13 protein-coding genes are annotated in these 25,478 nt (G+C 39.4%); 10 read left to right on the plus strand and 3 right to left on the minus strand.

Annotated elements, in window-relative coordinates; translation table 11 throughout:
* Positions 1-7 precede the first annotated feature (7 nt).
* A complete protein-coding gene (gene ppsR, locus ACZ5WS_RS17550) occupies positions 8-817 on the plus strand; it encodes a posphoenolpyruvate synthetase regulatory kinase/phosphorylase PpsR (protein ID WP_008108730.1) in 810 nt (269 codons plus the stop codon).
* A gap of 91 nt (positions 818-908) precedes the next feature.
* Here ppsR and ACZ5WS_RS17555 read toward each other — a convergent pair whose 3' ends face one another.
* Positions 909-2,258, minus strand: a complete 1,350-nt coding sequence (locus ACZ5WS_RS17555; RefSeq protein ID WP_171039112.1) for a class II 3-deoxy-7-phosphoheptulonate synthase — start codon at positions 2,256-2,258, stop codon at positions 909-911.
* A 602-nt stretch (positions 2,259-2,860) separates the two neighbouring features.
* Here ACZ5WS_RS17555 and ACZ5WS_RS17560 point away from each other — a divergent pair.
* Entirely contained in the window at positions 2,861-3,736 is an 876-nt protein-coding gene (locus ACZ5WS_RS17560; RefSeq protein WP_075170152.1) for a DNA replication terminus site-binding protein, read from the plus strand.
* A gap of 61 nt (positions 3,737-3,797) precedes the next feature.
* On the opposite strand, the gene ACZ5WS_RS17565 is transcribed toward ACZ5WS_RS17560, so the two are convergent.
* Complete coding sequence (locus ACZ5WS_RS17565) at positions 3,798-5,012, minus strand: hypothetical protein (protein WP_013463357.1); 1,215 nt, start codon at positions 5,010-5,012, stop codon at positions 3,798-3,800.
* Positions 5,013-5,783: 771 nt separating this feature from the next.
* Here ACZ5WS_RS17565 and ACZ5WS_RS17570 point away from each other — a divergent pair.
* The 5 genes from ACZ5WS_RS17570 (at position 5,784) to ACZ5WS_RS17590 (ending at position 14,515) form a co-directional block, all read left to right on the plus strand.
* Positions 5,784-7,022 carry an AAA family ATPase gene (locus ACZ5WS_RS17570; RefSeq protein ID WP_008110834.1) on the plus strand — a complete coding sequence of 413 codons (1,239 nt, stop codon included), beginning with the start codon at positions 5,784-5,786 and terminating at the stop codon, positions 7,020-7,022.
* A gap of 15 nt (positions 7,023-7,037) precedes the next feature.
* Complete coding sequence (locus tag ACZ5WS_RS17575; RefSeq protein ID WP_010388796.1) at positions 7,038-8,000, plus strand: transcriptional regulator; 963 nt, start codon at positions 7,038-7,040, stop codon at positions 7,998-8,000.
* Positions 8,001-8,415: 415 nt separating this feature from the next.
* The gene (locus tag ACZ5WS_RS17580; protein WP_464711570.1) at positions 8,416-11,562 is read left to right on the plus strand and encodes a DEAD/DEAH box helicase; all 3,147 of its coding nucleotides are present in this window, start codon (positions 8,416-8,418) and stop codon (positions 11,560-11,562) included.
* 581 nt (positions 11,563-12,143) lie between these two features.
* Positions 12,144-13,613 (plus strand): DNA recombination protein RmuC, encoded by a 1,470-nt coding sequence (locus ACZ5WS_RS17585; protein WP_464711572.1) that lies wholly within the window; start codon positions 12,144-12,146, stop codon positions 13,611-13,613.
* 104 nt (positions 13,614-13,717) lie between these two features.
* The gene (locus tag ACZ5WS_RS17590) at positions 13,718-14,515 is read left to right on the plus strand and encodes a DODA-type extradiol aromatic ring-opening family dioxygenase (RefSeq protein ID WP_464711574.1); all 798 of its coding nucleotides are present in this window, start codon (positions 13,718-13,720) and stop codon (positions 14,513-14,515) included.
* Positions 14,516-14,587: 72 nt separating this feature from the next.
* Here the strand turns inward: ACZ5WS_RS17590 and ACZ5WS_RS17595 are convergent, their stop codons facing one another.
* Positions 14,588-15,451: an MBL fold metallo-hydrolase gene (locus ACZ5WS_RS17595; RefSeq protein WP_054201667.1), complete on the minus strand. Its 864-nt coding sequence runs from the start codon at positions 15,449-15,451 to the stop codon at positions 14,588-14,590.
* 104 nt (positions 15,452-15,555) lie between these two features.
* Here ACZ5WS_RS17595 and ACZ5WS_RS17600 point away from each other — a divergent pair, with 104 nt between their 5' ends.
* The 3 genes from ACZ5WS_RS17600 to ACZ5WS_RS17610 all read left to right on the plus strand — a co-directional run bounded on the left by ACZ5WS_RS17600 (position 15,556) and on the right by ACZ5WS_RS17610 (position 25,307).
* Entirely contained in the window at positions 15,556-16,443 is an 888-nt protein-coding gene (locus tag ACZ5WS_RS17600; RefSeq protein ID WP_464711577.1) for a LysR family transcriptional regulator, read from the plus strand.
* 134 nt (positions 16,444-16,577) lie between these two features.
* A complete protein-coding gene (locus ACZ5WS_RS17605) occupies positions 16,578-18,914 on the plus strand; it encodes a S9 family peptidase (RefSeq protein ID WP_464711579.1) in 2,337 nt (778 codons plus the stop codon).
* Positions 18,915-19,637: 723 nt separating this feature from the next.
* Entirely contained in the window at positions 19,638-25,307 is a 5,670-nt protein-coding gene (locus ACZ5WS_RS17610; RefSeq protein WP_464711580.1) for an Ig-like domain-containing protein, read from the plus strand.
* Positions 25,308-25,478 lie beyond the last annotated feature (171 nt).

Raw genomic sequence — 25,478 nt, forward strand, 5'->3', positions numbered from 1 at the left:
AGGCTTTATGAGAACTGCGTTTTATATTTCAGATGGCACGGCAATCACATCTGAAGTGTTTGGTCATGCGACCTTGTCTTTATTTCCTGTCGAATTTAATCATAAAACAATTCCTTTTGTAGAAACCGAAGAAAAAGCGCATGAAATCAAAGCGCTTATTAACGCCACATCGTCTAAGCAAGGTGAGAAGCCTCTAGTGTTTTTTACTTTTGTGAATCATAAATTATCGGAAATTATTCGCTCTGCAGATGCTGTCTCGTATGACTTTTTAACAACCTATAGCGAAAAAATTGAAAGCGAATTAAACGTTGCCCCAGTACCTAAAGTACATAGAACCCATTCAATACACGAAAAAAGTTATGACTTTAGAATTGATGCAGTTAACTATGCTTTAATGAATGACGACGGCGGTAATATTAAAAACTTTGCTGAGGCTGATATTATTTTAGTTGGCGTTAGTCGAAGCGGTAAAACGCCAACAAGCCTGTATTTAGCCCTACAATACGGTATTAAAGCGGCCAATTATCCGATCACAGAAGATGATTTAGAAAGCGAAGGGTTACCCAAGTGCTTAGTGCCTTATAAGCATAAACTGTTTGGTTTAACTATAGACCCTGAGAGACTGGCTGCGATCAGAGATAGACGAATGGCAAATTCAAAATATGCATCAATTAGACAGTGTCGTATTGAAGTGCGCGAAGTAGAAATGCTCTACAAGAAGCATAAAATTGCTCATTTAAATTCTACCCACCATTCTGTTGAAGAGATCTCAGCAAAAATCATTTCTGATACAGGTCTTGAGCGCCGTAAGTACTAACAAACTAACATGTGATTTAAGCATGTAATTGCGCCCAGCACACAAAAAAGCCGCTAAATAATAGCGGCTTTTAACATTTTAAGAAGGTGTATTACTTGCGAGCATCCTTTAAAAGGTCTGCAACTAAAAAGCCAAGCTCTAATACTTGGTCGGCATTTAAGCGAGGGTCACATTGAGTTTTGTAACGCTGCGCTAAGTCATCATCTGATAAACCGTATGCACCACCGGTACATTCAGTAACGTGTTGTCCGGTCATTTCTAAATGAACACCACCTGCGTATGAGCCTTCAGCTTTGTGAACAGCGAAGAACTGACTAATTTCGCGCATAATGTTATCAAAGCTGCGAGTTTTATAACCTGAGCTGGCTTTCTCTGTATTGCCATGCATTGGATCTGAGCTCCAAATTACCTTACGCCCTTCTTGCTGTACTTTGCGAACAAGCGCTGGTAGCTTCTCTGGTAATACATCTGCACCCATTCGTGTAATGAGCGTTAACCTGCCAGGAATGTTATCTGGGTTCAGTGCATCAATTAAACGGATAAGTTCGTCAGGATCCATACCTGGGCCAACTTTTACGCCTATTGGATTTTTAATGCCCTTAAAGAATTCAATATGAGCATGGTCTAACTGACGTGTGCGCTCACCAATCCAAACAAAGTGCGCTGAACAATCGTACCAGTCGCCTGATAAATGGTCTCTACGGGTTAATGCCTCTTCATAGCCTAACAATAACGCTTCGTGTGATGTGTATAAATCTGTTTCTTTTAAGCTTGGCGCTATAGTTGAATTAATACCACATACTTCCATGAATTCTAAAGCGTCTTGAATTTTATCTGCCAGCTGTTGGTATTTTGCTTTTTGTGGATTAGCAGCAACAAAGCCCATGTTCCAACGGTTAACCTGATGTAAGTCAGCAAGCCCACCTTGTGCAAAAGCACGTAGTAGGTTGAGTGTTGCCGCACTGTGATGATACGCGGTCATTAAACGCTGAGGGTCTGGAATACGCGCTTCTTCAGTAAACTCAAAGTTATTTACTATATCACCACGGTAAGATGGTAACGAAACACCGTCTATTGTTTCTAAGTCGGCTGAGCGTGGCTTAGCGTATTGACCTGCCATACGTGCAATTTTTACAACTGGGCATTTACCGCCGTAGGTTAGTACAACAGCCATTTGTAAAATGGTCTTAAATGTATCCCGAATATTTGCAGCGTTAAAGTCACTAAATGATTCTGCGCAGTCACCACCTTGAAGTAAAAATGCGCGGCCTTCACACACATCTTCAAGTTGTTTAAACAAACTTCTAGTCTCTTCTGCAAACACTAAAGGCGGTGCGCTTTTAAGCTGGCCTTCAACCGATTTTAATATGTCTTGATCTGGGTACTGTGGCTGCTGCAGTATTGGCAGTTCTCTCCAACTATTTGGGTTCCACGATTGCATGTTCATTCCTCATTCCTATTACCTGATGTATTGAAATTAACGTATGCAGAGGGCTTTGTTCAAGGACTAAATACACTATTTACCAATTATTTAGTTATTAGTTAAATTTAAATAGGATTATTATCTATGATTTAACTATTTTATTGATAATAAATATATAAATAAAGAACACTAATACATTACAAAACAATAGGATAAATAGTAAGAGTGGTATTTATTAAGCTTTGCTTGTAGCCACTTAGCTAAGCTGTATAAGATAATGTTAGCACAAGGAACACATCATACTTAAATTAACTATATGTATTCTTAACTTTACAGTTAAAATTAAATATATCAGCCATCAGTTATGTAGTTTTAAATATATATGCTAGCTGAGTAGTTCTGCTGGTTATACCCACTCCTTCATACTGCGTTTATATATAACTATTAGTAAGTTAGAAAATATTATTATTAAAATGAACACACTACCAATAAAGAACACATCATACTTAATCAAGTTTAAGTTTATTCTTAGCGTTAGAGTGATATTTAAGAAATGACTACCAAAAGAAAAGGTTATTTGCGAAAATAGCTAAATAGTAAGATGTGTTCTTGGTGGTGTTATGGTTACAAAGGTACAAATTAGAAGTCAGTTTGATTTACTCAATGAGTTAACGCTTAGGCTAATTGAGGAGCTTAAAGAATATGGGTTTGCTAAGGCTGAATACTATCAACTCCCAGAAATAAGCAGTGTGGATGAAAATATAATTCCCGAGTCGATTGCAGTATCTAAAATTACAGGGGAACTAGCACAAAAGGCTATTTTAAATTCTTTTTCTGATATGTATAAAAAGCCTGGTCTGAGTAGTCGCGTATTAAAGCGCCACCCTGGTTTATTAATTATACAAGACGCTAATAAACAAGCCATTATTGATCGGATTGCTCAAGTTAATAATGCAAAAGCGGCATTTAAAAATTGTATTTTGGCGATAGACAATAACGATGCTCGATTTGAAGCCGTGCATAATGCTATGCCAAATTTAATTACGCTTGCCGCTTATCGTAAAATTCATAGCGAAAGCGAATCCCCTTTTTCAGTTCGTTTTACTTGGATGCATAAACACGCCACTAAAACACTCACAAAAAAGATGGCTCTTGAAATGCTCGAAAAGTCCGCTGGGTATAAAAACCCAAGAATGATTGATCAGCAAAAATGGCAATCATTGGTTGCTCAAGAGCAAGTTCGTGTTGCCAGTCTAGGTGAAAAAGAAAAATTACGAATTAGGCGCCCTACCCGAGTTAGCCCACAAGTTAATGTTAGATACACGGCCCAAAATCGTTATCATGTTAGTGCAGCCTTACCTTTTATTCTTATAAACCCACAACCCGATGTTAAGTATGGCCAACTGCCGAGTTACGAAAAACCGTTATCACATCCACGAAAACGTGAGTATGACTTTCTGGTAGACCGATTATATTTAGAACAAGTAACAAAGTAATTATGTTAAAAAGGCCACTTAATGTGGCCTTTAATATAAATACTGGTAAAAATTAATATAATTATTTTTCTACAATTTCTTCTAGCTTATCTTCATCAATTAATACTGCATTTTCAACAATGCGTTTACCACCTTGTATCTCTATACGCTTGTTATGTTTATTTAATGCCAGTATTTCATCACAAAACTGATCAGATGGGTGCATTTCATAAGTGTAATCTACAATATTACCTGTTTTATCATCTTTTACATTAGTAATGCTGTACTCAGATATTGCTCCTTTTTCTATTAAATCTTTCATCGTGGTAGTCATATCACGGCGCAGTGCTTTTAATTTATTTTCGGTAATATCATCAGTTGAATAGATAGAGCCATATTTCTCCATTATAGACAGCAGTCTAAAATGGTATGTTTTTCCTGGGGCAGCATAGCGCCATAAATGATATAAACGTAGCATCATCCAACGCGATAATCCGCGCTTTAACTCTTGAGCACTATTAAAATAATAACCTTTATATTCAAGGTTATCGATCATGTTATGAACAAACGCATTTAAACACGCTACGCATTTAACATTTCCGCCTTGGCCTTTTTTACCACTAAAGTGTAAAGACGATAAAAAGTTCATATTCGACTCGTAGAACGAATCATCAATATCAGAGTTTTTAGTGTCAGTAGCAGAATATTTAAAAGAAAGTTTTGAACCTTGTAATGCTTCGAGCGATTCTTTAATTTGTGGGTAAGGCATAGATTGACCTACCGCTTTAAGTTCTTGTGCTAATTCGTTCATAGAAAACACAACGGCATATTGAATACCGGACTTAAAATTAATTTTTACTATTTTACCTTTTGAAGCAAGGCGAATAAGTGCACGCTCAACTTTTTCTTCTCTATCTGATGGCCAAACTAAGTATTCTACGTCTTCACCATCTTTACGAGTACTTACCACAGCCGGTGTTATTTTAATTTCACCATCGTATAAAATACCGTCTACTTTTTCAGATATCTTACGTGTAATTATGGTTTTTTTAGGGGCTTCTTCAAGTGGCAGCTTTTTATGTCCTGAGCGAACAAAGCGTCCCCACAGGTCATAATGGTTAAATGTGTTAGAGTAAGCGCGTAACCCATGGGCTGCATTTTCTATCGAAATTCGCACATCTTTATTATCTGTAAATAGTGCTAAGCTTTCGTTATCAATTGCACTTTCCACCCCGTGAATTTGGCCCCTAAGTGTATCGGGCAAGTTATCTACCGAGATGTTGACCTTTCGGCTCATGGTTTTTATTTCCGTTTTTATTGTGACAGCTAATAACAACACATAAAGCCACAAAAGTTAAATGTTTAAGTTAGTATAAAAGTGATCTGACTTCAAATAAAATGCACAGATCAATATTTTACTAAGAAAAAGTTAAAACATGAGATTTCAGATCAGGTTTTTACTAACTAGGCTTTAATAAACCGAATTTTTACTAACTGAAGAATAAATTTGTCCATTGCAAAGTGTTTTTTTTTTAATTTAGCACGACAAATGACAGCAAAAATGAGAGGCCTGTGGATAAGCTTAGTTCCAGTTAGCATAGATCTGATCTGTACTTACTACAGATCAGATCTATACTAATTAAACCGCTTATTATTCCTGATGGTGGGTGCATAACTTTATAATTTACTTAGTAAAAACATGATCTACATCATCTGCTTTGTGATTAACTCAGTGCTTAACCTGTGCATAACTAAGCTGCTAAATATTTGCTTAGTAAAAAAGTGATCTGCCAGTAGATAAGGATCTGATCTTAACCACGTACAATGCTGATCCACTTTTTTTAACATTGTTTATATAAATCATAATGTTATATGTATATTTTGAAGCCTTAACCTTTAATACCTTATATATTTAACCATACTTAAACTTCTTTATTTATACTAAGCAATATTAAAGGCGTAAAATTATTTTATATGTCATGTATTTAAAATGCATGTCGCCTTAAATAGTTGTTTACAGCTAATTGAATGGACATTATACTAAACGCCTAACTTTGAGGAATAAAGTATGTCTATCAATAATAATGCGCTAGATACCTACCGACTTTTGAAAGCAACCGCAGAAGTTGCTGAAAAATCACTAGAAGGACGTATTCAACATTACCGCGCCCATCTTAAATCTGAAGAAAAAGAATTAAGAACCTACACCCAAAAAGCCGCTGCTGATTTACTTGGTTGTAATAATCGTACCTTAAAAAGACGCCATGACAATGGTGATTTTGACGATTTAAACATAAAACGCGGTGCAAACGGTCATTACGCTTATACGTTGGTTAATATTTTTGCCATGGCCGATATAATGGATATAAAACCCGATCATCGTGCACCGACAGACAAACTCCAAGTTATTGTTATTAATTCACTAAAAGGTGGTTGTGGTAAAACAACGAGCATGGTTAATATTGCTGCAGCACTTGCAACTACTAACATCAAGCGTTACCGAATTGGCATTGTCGATTTAGATCCACAGGGGTCATCATCTAGCTTTTTCCCATCTTCTGAGCCCGACCCAATTACTGTTGGTGATTTAATGCGTGACTGCATTGATCTTGAAGAAGGAGAAACCTGGCCTGAATTTGTTTCAAACTCTTTTTTACCAACTCATATTCCTAATATTCGTGTTTTACCCTCAGGTATGGATGATTTTTATTTTGAACACGAAACTGCAACTTTGCTTAAAGACACCTCAAACTATGAGCAAACTCGCCATTACCATAAGCTGTTAGAGCGTGTTATCGAGCCAGTAAAAGATGAATTTGATATTTTACTAATTGATACAGCGCCTACTCTTAACTTTATGTTTTATAATGCATTAATGGCTTCTACAGCGATGCTTATACCGGTTCATCCTGAAGCGGTAGACTTTGATGCTAATAATAAATATTTAAAACGTTTAGGTGAGATTTATCATACCGTTGCAGCTCTTGGTCACGATGGTTGGGACTTTATGCAATTTTTGGTTACCAATTATGTAAAAGGTAATCACTCACAACGTGACATAGTTAAAGACGTAAGAAGCGCCTTTGGTCGCCAAGTCATGAGCTACCCTATTAATCACAGCTCAGCAATTACTGCGAGTTCATCCTCGTTTAATACTATTTTTGATCAAAAAGCGTCTGACAGTTTAGCGAGTAGAGAATCGTTAATGCGCGCACAAGAAAATATCAAAGATGTTGTAGACGAACTCGAAATGCTAATTCGTTCAAATTGGCAATCTACACAATCAAAATTAAATACGCCTAAGTAAGGATGTTGACTAAAAATGGCTAAAAAACGTAAAAATGACACCCGCTTAGATCCCTTTGCAACCGCTGTTGGCAGTAGCAGCTTAGACGCTCTTTTAGAGCAAGCTAATGCAGGCGATGTTATTCGTATGCCTGCGCCAAGCGATCCTAATCGCGAAATTACCTTGGTTTGTAAAGTGATTGCTCATAACGAGATTGAAAAATCGACTCAGGTTTATGGTAAAAATCGCCGTGTACAAGCGCTTTTAAACGAAAAGTCGGTATCCGATATACTTCCTGCAATTAAAGAAGATGGACGTAATCAGCACCCCGCCCTGCTTTGGGATCAAGGTGATATGAGTCTTGTTCTTGCAGGCTCAAGACGTCGCAAAGCCTGTATTTTGGCTGGTGCAGATTATCTTGTTTTGAGTTCAAGTGATTTTAATGAGCAAGATGCCAAAGTGTTAGCAGTTTCTTCGGATCAATACATTGCTCCAAGTCTTTGGGAGTTAGGTCAAGCGTATCAGCAAACTCGAAACGAACTCATTCAACAAGGCAAAAAAGGATCGTACCGCGAGATTGCCGTTATTGAAGGGGTATCGCATACCGCCATTGCGGATGCTATTAAAGCGTATGAGCAAATATCTGCCGATGTTATAGCCCTTTACCCAACAGCTAATCATGTTGGTAGAGAAGTCGCTAAAAAGCTGATTAACGCAAAGGAGCGAGACGAGGTTGCATTTAACGAGTTAGTTGTAGCACTTGCAAGCAATGATGAAGTTAACGCCTTAGAAGCCGACGACAAGCGCGCTATGCTGATCACTAAACTATTAACCGCAGAGCCTAAAACAGCATTAAAGCGTGAGGCTGTGCTTGAAAACGACTTTATTAGTGTGCAACGTAACCTTAAAAGTGGTGACGTTTCAATAAAAATTAATAATAAAGTGATGACAGACAAGCGCTTAGAACAACTGACTAAACTATTAAGTGCTTTTAATTAGTTAGTAATATCGTGATCTGTAAAGGGGGGTAGGTTAGTTAAATAGTGATCTAGCCTTCTTAATTAGTTAGTAAAAATCTGATCTTCCGTGGTGATAAAAAGCAAAAAAAGCCCGATAAACTACTAAGGATCGTTTTTTTACTAACTAAACCTGCTCTATTTGATTAAATTGCTACCTTGTTAGTAAAAACCTGATCTACTCCTAGCAAAACCTCCCTGTTAAGTTAATTTATTGTTTTTATTTTGTAATTTAAACGCCTTTTTTTAGTGAGTAAAATTAAACAATCCTTATAAACCAATTTTTTACTAACCAATCAGATCCAACCAGTTTATTTTAAAAATAATATTGCTTTAGCTCAGCGTTGATAAGGCATATACTGGAAAAATTGTTTTTAAATTTTAATACTTTGAGTGACATGTCTGCTAACTTATCAAAAAATGATTTAATGGCTATTTTTGAAGAAATTAAAAATGAGCAGGCTACCCAGTTTCCTCTTTCTGAGCGATTCATAAAAAAATTGTTTAAACCCGCGGTGTTAGCAAAAGGTAAGTCGTATTATAAAAACGGCCAAATAAGTTGGTTAGAACATAATGCTGATTTTTCTGTTGTTGATTCTACTGTGCAAGGCGATAAGGGCATTGCGTTTAACCAACGAATTGAGATCAGTAAATTACCAACTGGCTATTCAGTCGACACACACTGTACTTGTAATGTTAAAACTAAATGCCGCCATTTGGCTGCAATTTTGTTAAAACTTAAAATTGAACACTCAGGTGAATACGGCGAAGACTATTTTATTAATGACTGGTTTAGCGAACTCAGCTCGCTTAAAAACACCGATCAAGCTCATCCATCACAAGTGTTACTGTTTGTATTAGATATTGAAAACGATAAAGTATTTTTAACGCCTAAAATTGCCAACTACGATAAAAATAATAATTATGCATTAGGTCGCAATTTAACTGAGCAACAGCTTAATAGTTTTGTAACCCCTAGCGACCTGCTAGAAAGTGATTTTAGATTATACAGCTGGATCCGCTCCCAAAATGCGGTCGGTAATATTGAACTCAAAGGTCAATGGGGCTTTAACGCGCTGCAGCAGTTACTAGCTACAGAACGATTATTTTTACAGCGTTCGCGAGTACCTATAAAAGCGCAACCTGGCTTACCCCTAAATTTTGTTTGGGAAAAACAAAAAGAAGTCACCCAGTTAAAAATTCACCTAGATCAAATTCCTAATTGGGCATTAATTAAAACTACGCCGCCCATCTACTTAGATTTAGATAAATATAAGCTAGGCCGCATTCGCACGCCGCTCAGTGCTGACGAAATTGCTCATTTACAAACAATACCAGCACTTCACGATACAAACTTTGATCGAATTTATAAGCAGCTTGCTGATAATTTTGGTGCCGGTGTTATTCCCCATCCTACTAATGCACCAAGCATGCCTGTTAAGTCGTTGAGTAATGCCGTACTTAAGGTCAGCATGTCGGGCTCAGTAATGGCTATTTCGTTATCGTTTAAGTATAAAAATAAAAACTATTTAGCAGGTACAGCGCCTGAAAAACTAATAAACAGTGCATTTGAAAACACCGTTACCAACGAGCTGGTCAACTTAGGCTTTGATTTTTGTAAAGGGGGTTTACACAGCGAGTTTATTTTTAGTCAGGAATCAGCTATTCACTTACACTGGTTAGCGCATGAGGTGTTACCAAGCTTTAAGCAACGTGGCTGGCAAGTATCAATGAGCAAAATAAATATTGCCGATACTAAAAACCAAATTTCCTTGCATGTAAACAGAGCTGCAGGGCATCAAATGCATTGCAAAGTTGTGCTTAACGATACCAAAGTGGCCACTTTATTTAATGTAAATAATAAACTGTTTGAATCGTTAAATCGTCAAAGCGAATTGTTTTATTACTATCCCGTTGGCCGTCAATTTGGAGTTATAGATAAGGCTGCGTTTAATTTATTAATTGAGTTTAAATTGCGATTTGAGTTTATTAAAACGCGCGACGAATTTAATATTCCACTTTCATACTTACCTGAGTTAGTTAAGCACACAGCCATTAATGTTGAGCTACATGATCCGTCATTAGAGCGCTACCTTGATGAGCTAAGCAATGACGCATTGTTATCGCCCAATATCGCCATTCATGGCTTACACGATTCTGTGGTGCTTAGAGAATACCAACAAGAAGGCGTAGCTTGGCTTAACTTTTTAAAGCGTAATCAGCTAGGTGGTATTTTAGCGGACGATATGGGCTTGGGTAAAACTTTGCAGGTGATTGCTTATTTAGCCAGTTCTTATAATACTCCGCAGGCTGGCCCTACGCTTATTGTTTGCCCAACAAGCTTAGTGAGTAATTGGCAAAACGAAATTAACAAGTTTGCTAAAAACTTAAAAGTCACCACTATTTTTGGTGCACACCGTAATGATGCGTTGAAACACTTGGCAAAAGCACAGTGTATATTAACCACCTATCCGTTATTAAAACGTGACATTGCTTATTATTCGCCACTGTATTTTGAAAACATTATTCTTGATGAAGCGCAGTATATTAAAAATGATACGGCACAGGTATCGCGGTTAGTTAAACGTTTGAATGCCGATTTTAAGCTTTGCTTAAGCGGTACCCCAATTGAGAACAATTTATTTGAATTAAAGTCGTTACTCGATTTTGCTATGCCTTCGCTATTAGGTTCCCAGGCGCACTTTAAGCAGCACTTTCAAGGTCCTATTGAGCGCGAAAGTAACATTGAGCGTGCAGAGCAGTTAAAAGCGTTAATTATGCCGTTTATTTTGCGCCGGACTAAAGCCCAAGTAGCTCAAGAACTGCCGCAAAAAACGGAGCTTGTTAAAGAGTTTGAGTTTGAGCCTAAACAAAAAGACATGTACCAAGGCATAACACATGCGCTTGAAGAAAAACTCATTGATTTATTTGCCGAGCAAGGCGTGCAAAAAAGTAAACTCGCCTTTCTAGAGGCACTATTAAAACTTCGCCAAATTTGTTGTCATCCTAAACTTATTGAGCCAGAAACCGACGCTGCTAGTGCTAAGTTAGAATGGTTATCAAGCCATTTACCTTTAATGCTCAGCCTTGGCCGTAAGGTGATTATATTCAGCCAGTTTACCTCTGCTCTTGATTTAATTGCCGAGCGTTTGAATACACTTAACATTAAATTTAGCATGTTAACTGGGCAAACGCGCCATCGCGATAAAGTGATAGACGAATTCACCAGTGGCACTACTTCGGTATTTTTAATTAGCTTAAAAGCAGGTGGCACAGGGCTTAATTTAACCCAAGCCGATACCGTTATTCATTTTGATCCTTGGTGGAATCCAGCTGTTGAAAAGCAAGCGACCGATCGTGCTTATCGTATTGGCCAAACTAATCCGGTATTTGTGTATAAATTGATTATGGCTAACTCTATTGAACAAAAGGTGTTTCAAATGCAGCAAGATAAACAAGCTCTAGTTGATGCATTATTTACTGAAAAATCAATGAGTTTTACCCAGTTTGATGAACAACAAATGTTGTCTTTAATTAAAAGTTAAAAATTAACAATAATTTTTTGAACTTATTTGAATTGTGGGCGTCTATTAATACAGCTTGGTTAAATTGCAGTTTCTCCAAGTTTTCATGTTGATATCCCATATAGTAGTTACTAGACATAGTAATGATTAAGCCAGCCAGTTCAGCGCTGGCTTTTTTTTGCCTGAATATTTTAAACTATTTTATTTTAAAATATTTTTGAACTAATCAATAATAGCTGGGTCTATTAATATGCTTGTAGTTGATATGTTGTTATACAAGTTTCATGTTGATTTCCCTGTTTGATTACTAATTTAGTAATATTGAGCCAGCTTTATTAGCTGGCTTTTTTTATGCTCTAAATTCAACTTTTTTAAAAATTATTTTGAACTAATTTAATCAGGACGCGTCTACTATTATGCTTGTAGTGATGTGTTGTTATACAAGTTTCATGTTGATTTCCCTGTTTGATTACTGATTAAGTAATATTGAGCCAGCTTTAATAGCTGGCTTTTTTTATGCGCTTAATTTAGTGCGTTACCCCTACTGCTAAAGAGCGTTATTCGTTATGATGGCATGTCACTAAATTTTAAAAGTTTATTTTATGTTTACTTCGTTTTTATCCCATTTAGATTGGTTAAGTGTAAGTGCTGGCGCTATAACAGGCTTGGCTATTTGTGGTGTTGTATCAATGCAATTAAGCAAAAAAATAAAGCGCCAAGTAAATGAGCAACAACAACAGTTAATGTTATTACAAAGCCAGCATGAGCAAACACAAAGCCAATATGCCGCGTTGGTTGAAGAGCACGATTTATTAGGACTTACACATCAAGAGCAGCGAGATCAGTCTCAGCATTTTAAAACCCGTTTAACAGAGCAAGAAAAGCAAAGCCAACTTTATAATCAATATTGGCGTAAAGCCGAAGCCGAGCTAACCGCCCTGCGCGAGCAATACAATCTGCGCGATGTAGAGCTTAATAATATACGCACTACCCTTGAGCAAAAGCAGCAGCATTTTAGTGAACAACTCGCCCATATAGAGCAAAGTAAAGAAACGCTTAAAAAAGAATTTGAAAATTTAGCTAACCAAATATTAGAAGAAAAGTCGCAAAAATTTAAAACCCTCAATCAAGAAAGCATAGAGCAGTTACTTAAGCCGGTTCAAGGTGAGCTAAAAGGCTTTAGAGATAAAATGGAGTCTATTCACGTTGAAGACTTACAGCAACGTGCTGCACTTAAAACTGAGCTGCTGCATTTACAAGCCAAAAGCCAAGCAATTACCGAGCAGGCCGATAAGCTAAGCAATGCCTTACAAGGGCAAAAGAAAACCCAAGGTAATTGGGGCGAGTTAATGCTTGAAAACGTGCTTGATAGCGCAGGCCTGCGCGCTGGCACCGATTACAAGCGAGAAGTGTCGTTTAATACCGAAGACGGCCGTTTGCGCCCTGATGTTGTGGTGTATTTACCTCAAGGTCGCCACTTAGTGATTGATGCAAAAACATCGTTAAATGCCTATACCCGTTATGTAAATGCCGAAACAGAGCTTGAGTCTCAACAAGCGATTAAAGAGCATGTAAATGCCGTAACTGCCCGTATAAATGAGCTGGCCAGTAAATCGTATGATCGCCTACCAGGTATAAACTCGCCTGAGGTTGTTATTATGTTTGTACCCATAGAATCCGCCTTTGTAGAAGCACTTAAATACCAAAGCGACATTTACCAGCAAGCAATAGAAAAAAACATTTTGGTTGCTACCCCTACTACCCTATTAACCAGTTTAAATATTGTTAAACAGTTATGGCGCTTTGAAGAGCAAACTAAATATTCAAAAGAGCTGGCTAATCGTGCTGAGCGTTTTTACAGTAAACTCAATGGCTTTTTAACCAGTATGGAAGGCGTGGGTAAACAGCTTGATAAAGCCAAAGAAACTTACGATAAAGCATTTTCTCAGTTATACCGTGGTAAAGGTAACTTAATTAAACAAGCCTCAGAATTTAAGGAGCTTGGTGTATCGGTGCAAAAAGAGTTACCTCAAGAAAGCGTTGAACGCGCTCACTTAGAGCTTGATGAATAAACACCGCACATAATTTTTGCGCACTGAGGTTGTGCGTTTATGTGGCTAGTTATTTACTAATGGCGCAGGCACTATAATAATATCTGTCCTTTAGGATTAACCACATGCAGCGCCCAACCGTTTTTTTCATTTCACATGGTGGCGGCCCAATGCCATTACTAGGTGATGCCAACCATGCAGAAATGCGAGCCTGCTTAGAACAAGTTGCCGCTAAAATCCCAAAGCCTTCTGCTATCTTAATGGTAAGCGCACATTGGGAAGCTCAACCAATTAGTATAACGGCGCACTCTTCACCGCCGCTTATTTACGATTACTACGGTTTTCCTAAGCAGGCGTATCAATTAACTTACCCTTGTGCTGGCCAGCCGCAACTTGCTAATTTAGTACAGCAAGCGCTCGCAACACATAATATTGACTCAAAACTCGATTCACAGCGTGGCTACGATCACGGTATGTTTGTACCGTTAAAAATTATGTACCCAGAGGCCGATATTCCTTGTGTGCAAATATCCTTGCATCCAAGTCTTGATCCGCTGTTGCATGTTGAAATTGGTAAAGCGTTGCAACGTATTGATTACGGTAACTTATTAATTATAGGCTCAGGCTTTACCTTCCATAATATGCGCGCTTTTGGTGTTACCCAATCAAGCGATGTTAATCAGCAAAATCAGGCATTTGAAGATTGGCTGGTAAGCACAATCGCAGATCAAACATTAACCGAGCAGCAGCGTGAACAGCAATTATTAGCATGGCAGCAAGCTCCAGCTGCACGCTTTAATCACCCCAGAGAAGAGCACTTGTTACCACTACATGTATGCTATGGCGCTGCTATGTGTTCAAGCACTGAGGTATTTGAATTAAATATTGCCAATAAGCGAGCCAGTATGTATTTGTGGCAATAATAAAAAACACGCCAGACTTTACTAGGCGTGTTTTTTGGTTCTACTGCATTTATTGCAGCGGTTAAGCGGCAATTACCATTTCATTTCGCCTTTATGAACTTTAGCACCAATGCTAAGAGCCATAGGTAATACAGCCTCAGGGTATGAGTTGGTCATTTTATCTATCAGCAGCTTACTGCTATCACTACTTTGCTTAGCGTGTGCAAAATCCTTTAAATACTGGATTGAAAAATCAATATTTGCAGCATCTAATTGGGTGCCTGCTTTCATATGCCCTGGGATCACCACGTCAGGTTTAAGTGCTTTCATTTCATTAAGTTGTTTTGCCCAGGCATTTTGCTCTGCTTGAGTTTGCGCATCGGCCATCCATAAATGAACATTGGCGTATACAGCCACATTACCTAAAATAGCTTTGTTATCAGGTATCCATAAATAAGGACGATGATTATGCTCACCCTCTGTACCACGAATTTCAATGGTATGGCCTTCTATTTTTAAGCTATTACCATTAAATACCTCAGGAACAACGGGGTTTTTTGGGGCGTTTCCCCCCATTTTTGGCGTCCAGAAAGCAAGTTTACCTTTAAGCTTTGCTGCTATTTTTTGGTGCACTGCCGGTGTGGTTATAATCTTTGCGTCAGGAAAAAACTGCTGTAACACTTCAGCGCCAAAGTAGTAATCAGGATCGGCTTGGCTAATAAAAATAGTTTTTAGTTGTTTACCAGAGTCAATTACTTTGGCGGCAATGCGCAGTGCATCTGCTTTGGTAAATCCGGTATCAATTAAAATTGCATCGGTACGGCCATAAACCAGCGTGGCATTAACATGAAAGCTATTGCTGTCAGCGTTATACACATCAAGGGTTAGTGGGGTTTCGTCTGCAATAGCGATATTGCTGGCTAATAGTGTGCTTAGTAAAAGAGTGCGTAGGTTCATAGTATTCTCATCATTGGTTGCTAATGCGAGCATAATAAAGGTTTGATATGTTCAGAAAAACAACCAATAATTAGCATCATTGTTTCATAAATCGTGCAAATACTATGGATAAACTCACCGCAGCGCAGGTTTTTGTGGATGTTGCCTACTCAGGCAGTTTTACTGCTACTGCCGATCGGCTTGAAATGTCACGCCCTATGGTTACTCGTCATATTGAGTCGGCAGAGGCCTGGTTAAATACGCGCTTATTGCATCGCACTACCCGTAAAGTAACGCTTACCACCGCCGGCGAGGCCTGTTTACCCGAAATAGAGCAATGGTTAGCACAGGCTAACCGTTTAGTTGAACAAACTAAAAGCCAGCAACATTTGTCAGGTAAAATACGAGTAGCGACCAGTATGTCGTTAGGTTTTGCACAATTAGCCCCTATATTTACACGTTTTATGAAACGTCACCCTAACGTGCAAATAGACATAGATCTTGAAGACTCAACCACAGATCTAATAGAGCAACGTGTTGATTTGGCAATACGTATTGCAGCCAATCCTGATCCTTCGTTAATAGGTAAACCTATTGCCGAGTGTGAATCTATATTAGTGGCCTCAGCCGACTACCTTGCTGATTATCCGCCAATAACGACACCACAACAGTTAAGCGCTCATCAGTGTTTAGGCTATAAAAACTTCGACCGATATATTTGGCATTTACACAACGGGGATGAGTTTCAATCTGTTGATGTTAAATGCAATTTAAGTGCAAACGAGGCCACCACATTACTTCATGCAGCCATAGCCGGTGGTGGTATTTCAGTACAGCCTACGTATTTGGCAAATCAATATATACTTGATGGTCGCTTGCAGCGTGTATTAGCGCCATGGACATCAAACCCAATGAAAATATATGTGCTTTACCCTTCTCGTCAGCATTTATCGGCAACAGTAAGAGCACTAATCGACACGCTCAGTGAAGAATTTAAAAATCCAGCATGGTAATAAATTATAAAGGTTTGGGTTTAAACCATAGCTTTGTGCGTTAAGCATGCTGATATTCTGTAGGTTATTTTGTTACAGTAAATATAATAAGCGCCTTAATCCATAAAGGTCAGCAGACCCAAGGAACAATAATAATGAATCTGATCAAAACATCGGGCTTGGCACTGGCCATTGTTGCGGGCTTAGGCTTGCAAGCATGTTCAAGTACCAGCATAACAACCAACAATAATGCAGCGATGAGTACCGTGAATAATCCATTAAGCCTAGCGCAAATTTATAAAGATAAAGAGTTTAAAACCCAGCGAAGCACTTACTTTAAGTGGCTAGACGATGGTACCGGCTACACTGTGCTTGAAGAGCGCGAAAGCGAAAAAGAAAAAGCAGATGATAACAACGCCGATGACGACAAAGAGCACGGCGTAAAAGGCAACGACATTGTATTTTACAATGCTGACGGCACAGGCCGTAAAGTACTGGTTGAGTTTGAAAAGCTACTGCCAGAGGGCGCAGACGAGCCATTTGCAATCGAAAGCTATCAGTGGTCAAAAGACGGTAAATGGCTGATGGTATTTACCAACAGCGAGCAAGTTTGGCGTTCGCGCAGCAGAGGCGACTTTTGGTTACTTAACCTTGAGACAAACCAATTACAGCAATTAGGTGGTAAAGACGTTGAGCCAACTAAGTTAATGTTTGCTAAGTTCTCGCCAGATAGCTCAAAAGTGGCTTACGTACGCGACAACAATATTTATATGCAAGCGGTTGGTAGTAACGATGTAACCGCGCTTACAACCGATGGTAACGCCACCATTGTTAACGGTAATTTTGATTGGGTATACGAAGAAGAGTTTACTATTGCCGATGGTTTTCGTTGGAGCCCCGACAACAAATCAATCGCTTATTGGCAGCTTGATACTAGCGATGTGAAGTTTTTCACTATGATCAACAACACCGATGAGCTCTACCCTACCCTTAAAGAATTCCCTTATCCTAAAGCCGGTGAAACCAACTCTGCCGTGCGTGTTGGTGTGGTAAGCCTTAGCGACAAACAAACCCGTTGGGCTGAGCTTGAAGGCGATAACCGCGACCGTTATATTCCGCGTATTAGCTGGGCAGGCACCGGTAATGAATTAATGATTCAAGACTTAAACCGCCCGCAAAGCCATAACAAAGTGTGGTTGTTTGATTGGCAAAAGCAGCAACTGACCAAGATTTTAGAAGACAAAGACGATGCGTTTATCGAATGGTTTTATAAAGCAAACTGGTCAAAAGACGGCGAGTTTTTTATTTGGCATAGCGAACGCGACGGTTGGCGTCATCTTTACCGTGTATCGCGCGATGGCAAAACTATTATCGACCTAACCCCAGGCGATTACGACATTATTGATATGCTGAGCATAAATGAAGATAAAAACGTAATGTATTTTATTGCGTCGCCAAACGATCCTGGTCAGCGTTATTTATACAGCACACCGCTTGATGGCAGCAGCAAACCGGTACGGGTAACACCTGCTGAGTATGAAGGTTCCAACAGCTACTACATGTCAAAAGATGCCTCATGGGCTATGCACACTTACTCAAAATTTGGTACGCCACCGACTAAAGAGATCATTAAAGTGAGCGATCATAGTAATGTAAAAACCTTAGTTGAAAATACAAAGCTTAAACAAAAACTGGCTGAACAAAGCTTACCAAAGCATGAGTTTTTTAAAGTAAACGCGCAAGATGGCACCGAGCTTGACGGCTACATTATGTTCCCAGAGAACATGGATAAAAGTAAAAAATACCCAATTGTGTTTTACGTATACGGCGAACCATGGGGTTCAACCGTGCAAGACCGCTGGGAAGGTAACAGTTACTTATATAAATCGTTACTAACGCAAAAAGGCTTTATTGTGGCATCGGTTGATAATCGTGGTACACGTGCACCAAAAGGCCGCGATTGGCGTAAATCAATTTATAAAAAAATTGGCTCAATTACCGTGCAAGACCAAGTAGACGCGCTTGATGCTATGGCTAAACGTTGGGATGTAATAGACACAGACCGTGTTGGTGTGTGGGGGCATTCAGGGGGCGGTAGTTCAACCCTTAACTTATTGTTCCGCCACGGTGATAAATTTAAAGTAGGCATTGCCTCAGCACCCGTGCCAGACATTCGTTTATACGACACCATTTACCAAGAGCGTTATGCGGGTAACCCAAATACCGATCCTGAGAGTTACGATAACACCTCGCCTATTACCTTTGCTAAAAACCTAACCGGTAAGCTATTGCTTATTCACGGCACAGGCGATGATAACGTGCATTATCAAGGCTCAGAACGCTTAATTGATGAGCTTGTAAAGCATAACAAGCAGTTTGAGTTTTTCTCATACCCTAACCGCTCACACAGCTTACGCGAAGGCAAAGGCACCACTTTGCATTACCATACTATGATGGCTGACTTTTTTGAAAAGCACTTACTAACCAAGTAATCGCTTTAAAAGTAAAATACTAAAGCCGCACACTAATTATTAGTGTGCGGATTTTTTGAACAAAATGTAATGGGGGTTTACAGCTTCTTATACTTCTTTTTTCGGTTATATAAGTACACTTTTTCCATATATCCAGCACAAAGAACTATCGATGTAAATGTGCCTGTCTTTCTTAGATTGATGATCAACGCCTCCAACTCAGTGGATCTTCAGGCTGTTTGATAATAAAAGTTTGGATACGAATATTACTCTTTTTTAAAGTAATATATTAATAACTTTCAAATGTTTGCTTGACTATTGAAGTTTGAACAATATTAAGCATTTGGCCTACAACTCTAATCACGCAATGCTTTTGATTAATGTCATATCGATTTATAAATGTTCAATTATGCTCAGAATGGCGCTGTAGCCAAGGGTTTGGAGCTATTAGATCATATCAGTTAACAAAGTGCGATCCCGCCCTGGGACTATAGAAGTGTGGTTTAATTTAGTTTTGATTTAACTAAATAAGTAAAAAAAAGATATTATATCTCTCATTTTATTTTATATTTAATTATAATAATCAAATGTTTATGTAATTTGTTAATTGTTTGTTTCTTTTGTGGGTGAGTGGTTAACGGTGAATGTTCCTCTTGTGGGCAATGATTGGCAATATCTCGCGTATCGCGACTTATTAACGGATTACATATACCACTTCTTCGTATTGATAGGTAATAATTTTTTATGAGAACCACCGCTCAAACCATTGCTAATATTAAACCTTCGGTTTGTATTAAGCATATTTCAGCAATCAGCTCTTTATTTAATCTGGGAAAATTCAGGTTGAAATCCGGTATTAAATTACTTGCATATAATGCCTTTGCTTTACTTTTATTTGCTTTTACCAGTATGGCATACGCCAATAACAACCCAGTGTGGCAGCATTGGAGTAAAGATAAAATTGCTTCATTTACAAACGGTTATCGAAGTGATGTGGCAGACTTTAATCAAGATAATCTACCTGATTTTATTGTTACGTCATTGTATGGCAATGCTGTTAATGTATATCTAAATGATGGCAATGGTAAATTTGCAACAGTCGTGTCTCCATTAGGCGCAGATGGTGCTGATTTACGGGAAGTCGCCGCTGGTGAATTAGACGGTAAACCAGGTCTCGACTTTGTTGTAGCAGATTTTAAGAACGACGCTGTGTATTTATACACCAATAATGGCGCGACGCCGACCCCTGCTTTTACTCGTACGACACTACCAACAGATATCGCATCACCAAATGGTGCTCAGTCTATCAGTCTCAGTGATCTAGATGGTATCAATGGTTTGGATATTGTTTTAGCGTCTCAAAATTATCGCGATCGTATATATGTTTATCTAAATGATGGTGCTGGTAATTTCACCCAAAGTCGGATATACGATGGCGATAATTATTCGTTATTTGAGATAACAGTTGCTGATGTTTCTGGCGATGATATACCTGATATTATTGCTGGTGACTTAGGTAGTATAGCTGGACGTAACTTCTGGTTAAAGGGTAATGGTGATGGCACGTTTCAAGCGGGGTTAAATCCATATGCCACAGAAGCAACTGATTTACCCTCACTTCAAACTGCTGACTTTAATGGTGATAGTACCAACGATATATTTGCTATTTCTAAAACTGAATTATATTGGTTTGAAAATAATGGTACGGGTTCGTTCACCGAGCATTTGATCAACCCAGGTGAGCCTATTATCGATAATGGCTCGCAGGGAAATGTGGCTGATATCGATGGAGACGGCGATATCGATATTTTAATGGGTTCAGAGAGCGATGTCATTTGGTATGAAAATAATGGTTTAGGGAGTTTTACAAAACAGCAGATAAGCTCAGGTTTTGAGCTAATAAATGCTGTCAATGCTGTTGACTTTGATGGTGATAATAGCCCAGATATTGCGGTAGTCGACAGAGTTGGCGGGGGAGTTTTTTGGTTAAAGAGTCAAGCTGATTTTAGTGTCGAAGAAAAGAACGTTGTAGTAGGCAGTGTTAATGCCGAAGATATGGATAGCGACACTTTAACCTATAGCATTTCTGGCGGGGTAGATTCTGCGAAGTTTAATATAAACTCAAGTAATGGTGCTCTTACTTTTCAAAATGCACCTGATTATGATATCCCAGACGACGATGGTAAGGATCGTATCTATAACTTTAATGTAAGTGTTAGTGACGCAAAGGCAAATGTGATTATGCCTGTTGAAGTCACTATCACCGAAGCTCCTAAATTTGCACCCGTTATTACCGAAGGAACCTCAGTGTCGGTAACTATGAGTGAAAACGCAAACCCAACAGCCTTTGTATTAACGCTAAACGCTACCGATCAAAACAACGATACATTGACTTGGTCAATTAGCTCAAATGCTACCAATGGTATCGCGAGCGTTTCTGGCACAGGTACTTCAAAAGCGATTGGCTATACCCCAAATATCAATCACGATGGTACTGACCGCTTTAACGTGAGAGTCAGTGATGGTGAAGGCGGTATGGATACAATTACTGTCAATGTCATCATACAAAACGTTAATGTGCTGCCAATGGCGACATCTCAGACTGTTTCTTTAGCTGAAGATACGGCGAAAGCGATGACCTTGAAGGGGACCGATAGCGATGGCACCATTGCCCGATATCTTATCGGTACACCTTCTCACGGTAGCCTATCGGGTACTGCACCTAACTTAACCTATATCCCCACTGCTGACTTTAATGGTAAAGATAGCTTTTCCTTTACAGTGACAGATAATGATGGCGGCGTCTCTTCTGCTGCAACGGTATCGATTTCGGTATCATCGGTAAATGACCTACCGACAGCGAGCGCACAATCTGTATCGGTTGAAGAAGATGGTAGTGTGGGTATGACATTGTCAGGATCTGACCGTGACGGCACCATTGCCCGTTATCTTGTCGGTACACCTTCTCATGGAAGCCTATCGGGTACTGCACCTAACTTAACCTATATCCCCACTGCTGACTTTAATGGTAAAGATAGCTTTGCCTTTACAGTGACAGATAATGATGGCGGCGTCTCTTCTGCTGTAACAGTATCGATTACTGTATCGTCGATAAATGACTTACCTATGGCGAACGCACAATCTGTATCGGTTGAAGAAGATGGTAGTGTAGGTATGACCTTGTTAGGCTCTGATCTTGACGGCACCATTGCCCGTTATCTTGTCGGTACACCTTCACATGGCAGTCTATCGGGTGCTGCACCTAACTTAACCTATACACCCACTGCTGACTTTAATGGTAGCGATAGCTTTACTTTTTCTGTAATTGATAATGAAGGCGGCGAGTCAGAGCCTGTAAAAGTCGATATCACCATTGATGCAGTAAATGATGCGCCATTGGCTGAAGATGACACCATGGAGTTTGATAAAAATGGTCAGAATAGGTATGTCCTAGATGTTTTAATCAATGACAATGATATTGATGGTGATACGTTAAGTGTTGTATCGGGCAATGCTGATATTGGTAGCGTGGTTGTTGAAAATGGCCAGCTTGTCTTTAATGCCCCTCCTGGTTTTATAGGGTCACTCACATTAACTTACCTCATATCTGATGGTAATGATGGGACTACTACCGCAACAGTCACGCTTACCATTAACGGCTTGTTTGATGACATCGCGCCAACGCTTACCCTACCGGAAGATCGAGTCGTTAATGCCACAGCGTTATATACTAAAGTTGATTTAGGCGTAGCAACCGCACTCGATGCGAACGGTAACCCATTACCAGTATCGCTGGTCGATAATCGTGCAATGTTTTCTCCTGGTATAAGTAAAGCTTACTGGCAGGCTACCGATGCTGACGGTAATCAGTCAATTTCAGCACAAGGTGTTCAGATCCATCCGCTGATTTCTATTGGTAAAGACCAAACCGTTGTGGAAGGGAGTACCGTAACGGTGAAATTTTACTTGAACGGCACGTCACCGACTTATCCAGTGGTGGTACCGTTTACTGTGTCAGGTGATGCGCTTGAAGGGGCTGATCATAGCTTAATATCTGGTGAAGTCGAAATTAGCGAAACCAACACAGCGAGTATTACTTTCGAGACCTATGACGATAGCGTCGCTGATAGCGGTGAAACCATAGTAATTAGCCTGTCTGATACCGTGAACATTTCTCCAGATTCTGTACAAAATATCACATTATCTGAAGGCAATATTGCACCAGAGGTGATGCTTACGGCTAAACAGCAAAACGAAAACCGTACGTTATTGTCGCGATCTGATGGTGAGGTAACCGTTAGTGCAGCCATTAGCGATAACAACAGTGCAGATAGCCATACACTCCTATGGTCAAGTACGTCAGATGAGTTAAGTGTGCTAATTAATAGGACAGTATCTGAAGCCATATCGTTTGATGCGGCAGACTTATCAGTTGGTATTCATAAGTTAACAGCACAGGTTAAAGACTCGGGTGAGCCAGGATTAACGACACAGGCCGACATCTACCTAAACGTGGTGAGCGCGCTACCTGTATTAACTGAAACTGATACAGATGGCGACTTAATTCCTGATTCACAAGAAGGTTTTGCTGATAGTGATGGTGACGGAATTGCTGATTACTTAGATGCTATCAGTGTGTGTAATGTGGTCCCTGAAATGATCAGCACGCAAGCCACCTTCTTAGTAGAAGGTGAATCGGGTGTATGTTTGCGTAGAGGCTCGGCCGCACCTGCAACGCAAAGCGGTAGCTTATTGTTAACCCATGAAGAAACCGTTCAAGCTGTCGGTGAAGATGGGGAAGCTAAAATAGTTGGTGGTATCTTTGATTACATTGTTGTTGGTTTAGAAAAGCCAGGACAAGAATACAAATTAGTATTACCACAGCGCCAGCCTATTCCACTTAATGCCATCTACCGTAAGTACACTGATGCAGCTGGTTGGGGAAATTTTGTTGAAGATGCTGACAACATACTGTTTTCAACCCTTGGTGAGCCTGGATTTTGCCCTCCTCCTGGTAGTGAGCAGTGGCAAGAAGGTTTAACGGAAGGTCACTGGTGTGTGCAGTTACAAATTGTTGATGGTGGCCCGAATGATAACGACGGTGTAGCCAACAGTAGCATTGCTGACCCTGGTGGTGTAGCTATTTACTTAAGCACGAATACCACACCCGTTGCTGAAAACGATGCAATTACGATACAGTGGAATGAAGCGGCTAATATTGATGTATTGGCCAATGACAGCGACATTGATGGTGATGAACTGCTCGTGCTAAGTGCAAGTGCAAATTTTGGTGCGGTAGAGGTGTTAGCGAATTCATCACTTAGCTACATGCCAAAACCAGACTATGCGGGTATAGATACCATTACCTATGTTATTTCAGACGGTAATGGTGGCACAACAAGTGCGCAGGTGAATGTTAATGTTATTGCGAATCGGAGCCCAGTTGCTAATGATGACGTTGCCTCGACGGATGATAGAACAGTTATAACGATTGATATATTGAAGAATGATACCGATGAAGACGGCGACACGTTAAAGATTATCTCTGCGTCAGCGATACACGGCAGTACTGCGATTGTGAATAACTCTATTCAATATACGCCGGCAATAGGGTTTGATGGCACAGATACTGTCACTTATATCATTTCTGATAATAAAGAAGGTGAAGCTAGTGCCAAGGTTAGTGTGAGTGTTGATGCCTTTGAAAGCGCTACAGTCGTTAATGAATCAAAATCAAGTGGTAGTATGTCGTTATTCACCTTATTGCTATTGCCTTTAGCATTTGTGAGACGGGTGAAATCTATCAAGTTATTAGCTGGAACTATATTAATGTCTAGCCTTATGGTTTTGCCTGCTAAGGCTGAGTGGGGGCTTACGGCGAGTGTTGGCCAAGCAACTGCGCATGTATCTAAAGGTGAGCTGAATAGAGCCTTGGGCTCGTTAGATGCACAAATAACAGCTTTAGATGACTCTGATACTAGCTGGAAACTGGGCGTTGTTTATCAGGTTAATAAGAATTGGTTTATGGATGTTAGTTATCAAAGCTTAGGTGACTTCTCTGCTAATATCGACGGTATGACATTAGATGGAAATGCATTTAAGCACGCAGTTTCAAAAGTCCAACCTATTACAGCAGGTGGTATCTCTGTGGCTGTTGGGTATCAGTACTTTATTAACGACCAGTGGTATTTAGGTGCTAGCTCAGGCGTATTGGTGTGGAAAAGTGACAACAAGACTTATAGCCAGGGTTTGGCAACGATTAACCGTGAAGAGAATGGTACTGATCTCTACTTCGGTATTGAGCTAGGTTATCAGCTCTCTGATAATATGAGTGCTGGACTGGGTTACACATACTATGGTTTAAAACAGCATGATATTAGCTCTGTTGGGTTAACGGTTAAATACTTTTTATAATTAATTGTTAGCATTCATATTTTTAAAAAAACCTATAATGGCGTATAGCTGTTATAGGTTTTTTAACGTTATAACGATGTGATGTTGAGTGCTTACTAATCTCACTGATGAGATCAGGGAGCGAGTATACTTTGATGAATTTATAATCCAAAGAAAATACTCGGACTCGAT

The organism is Pseudoalteromonas sp. 11L1 (genome assembly GCF_055397545.1).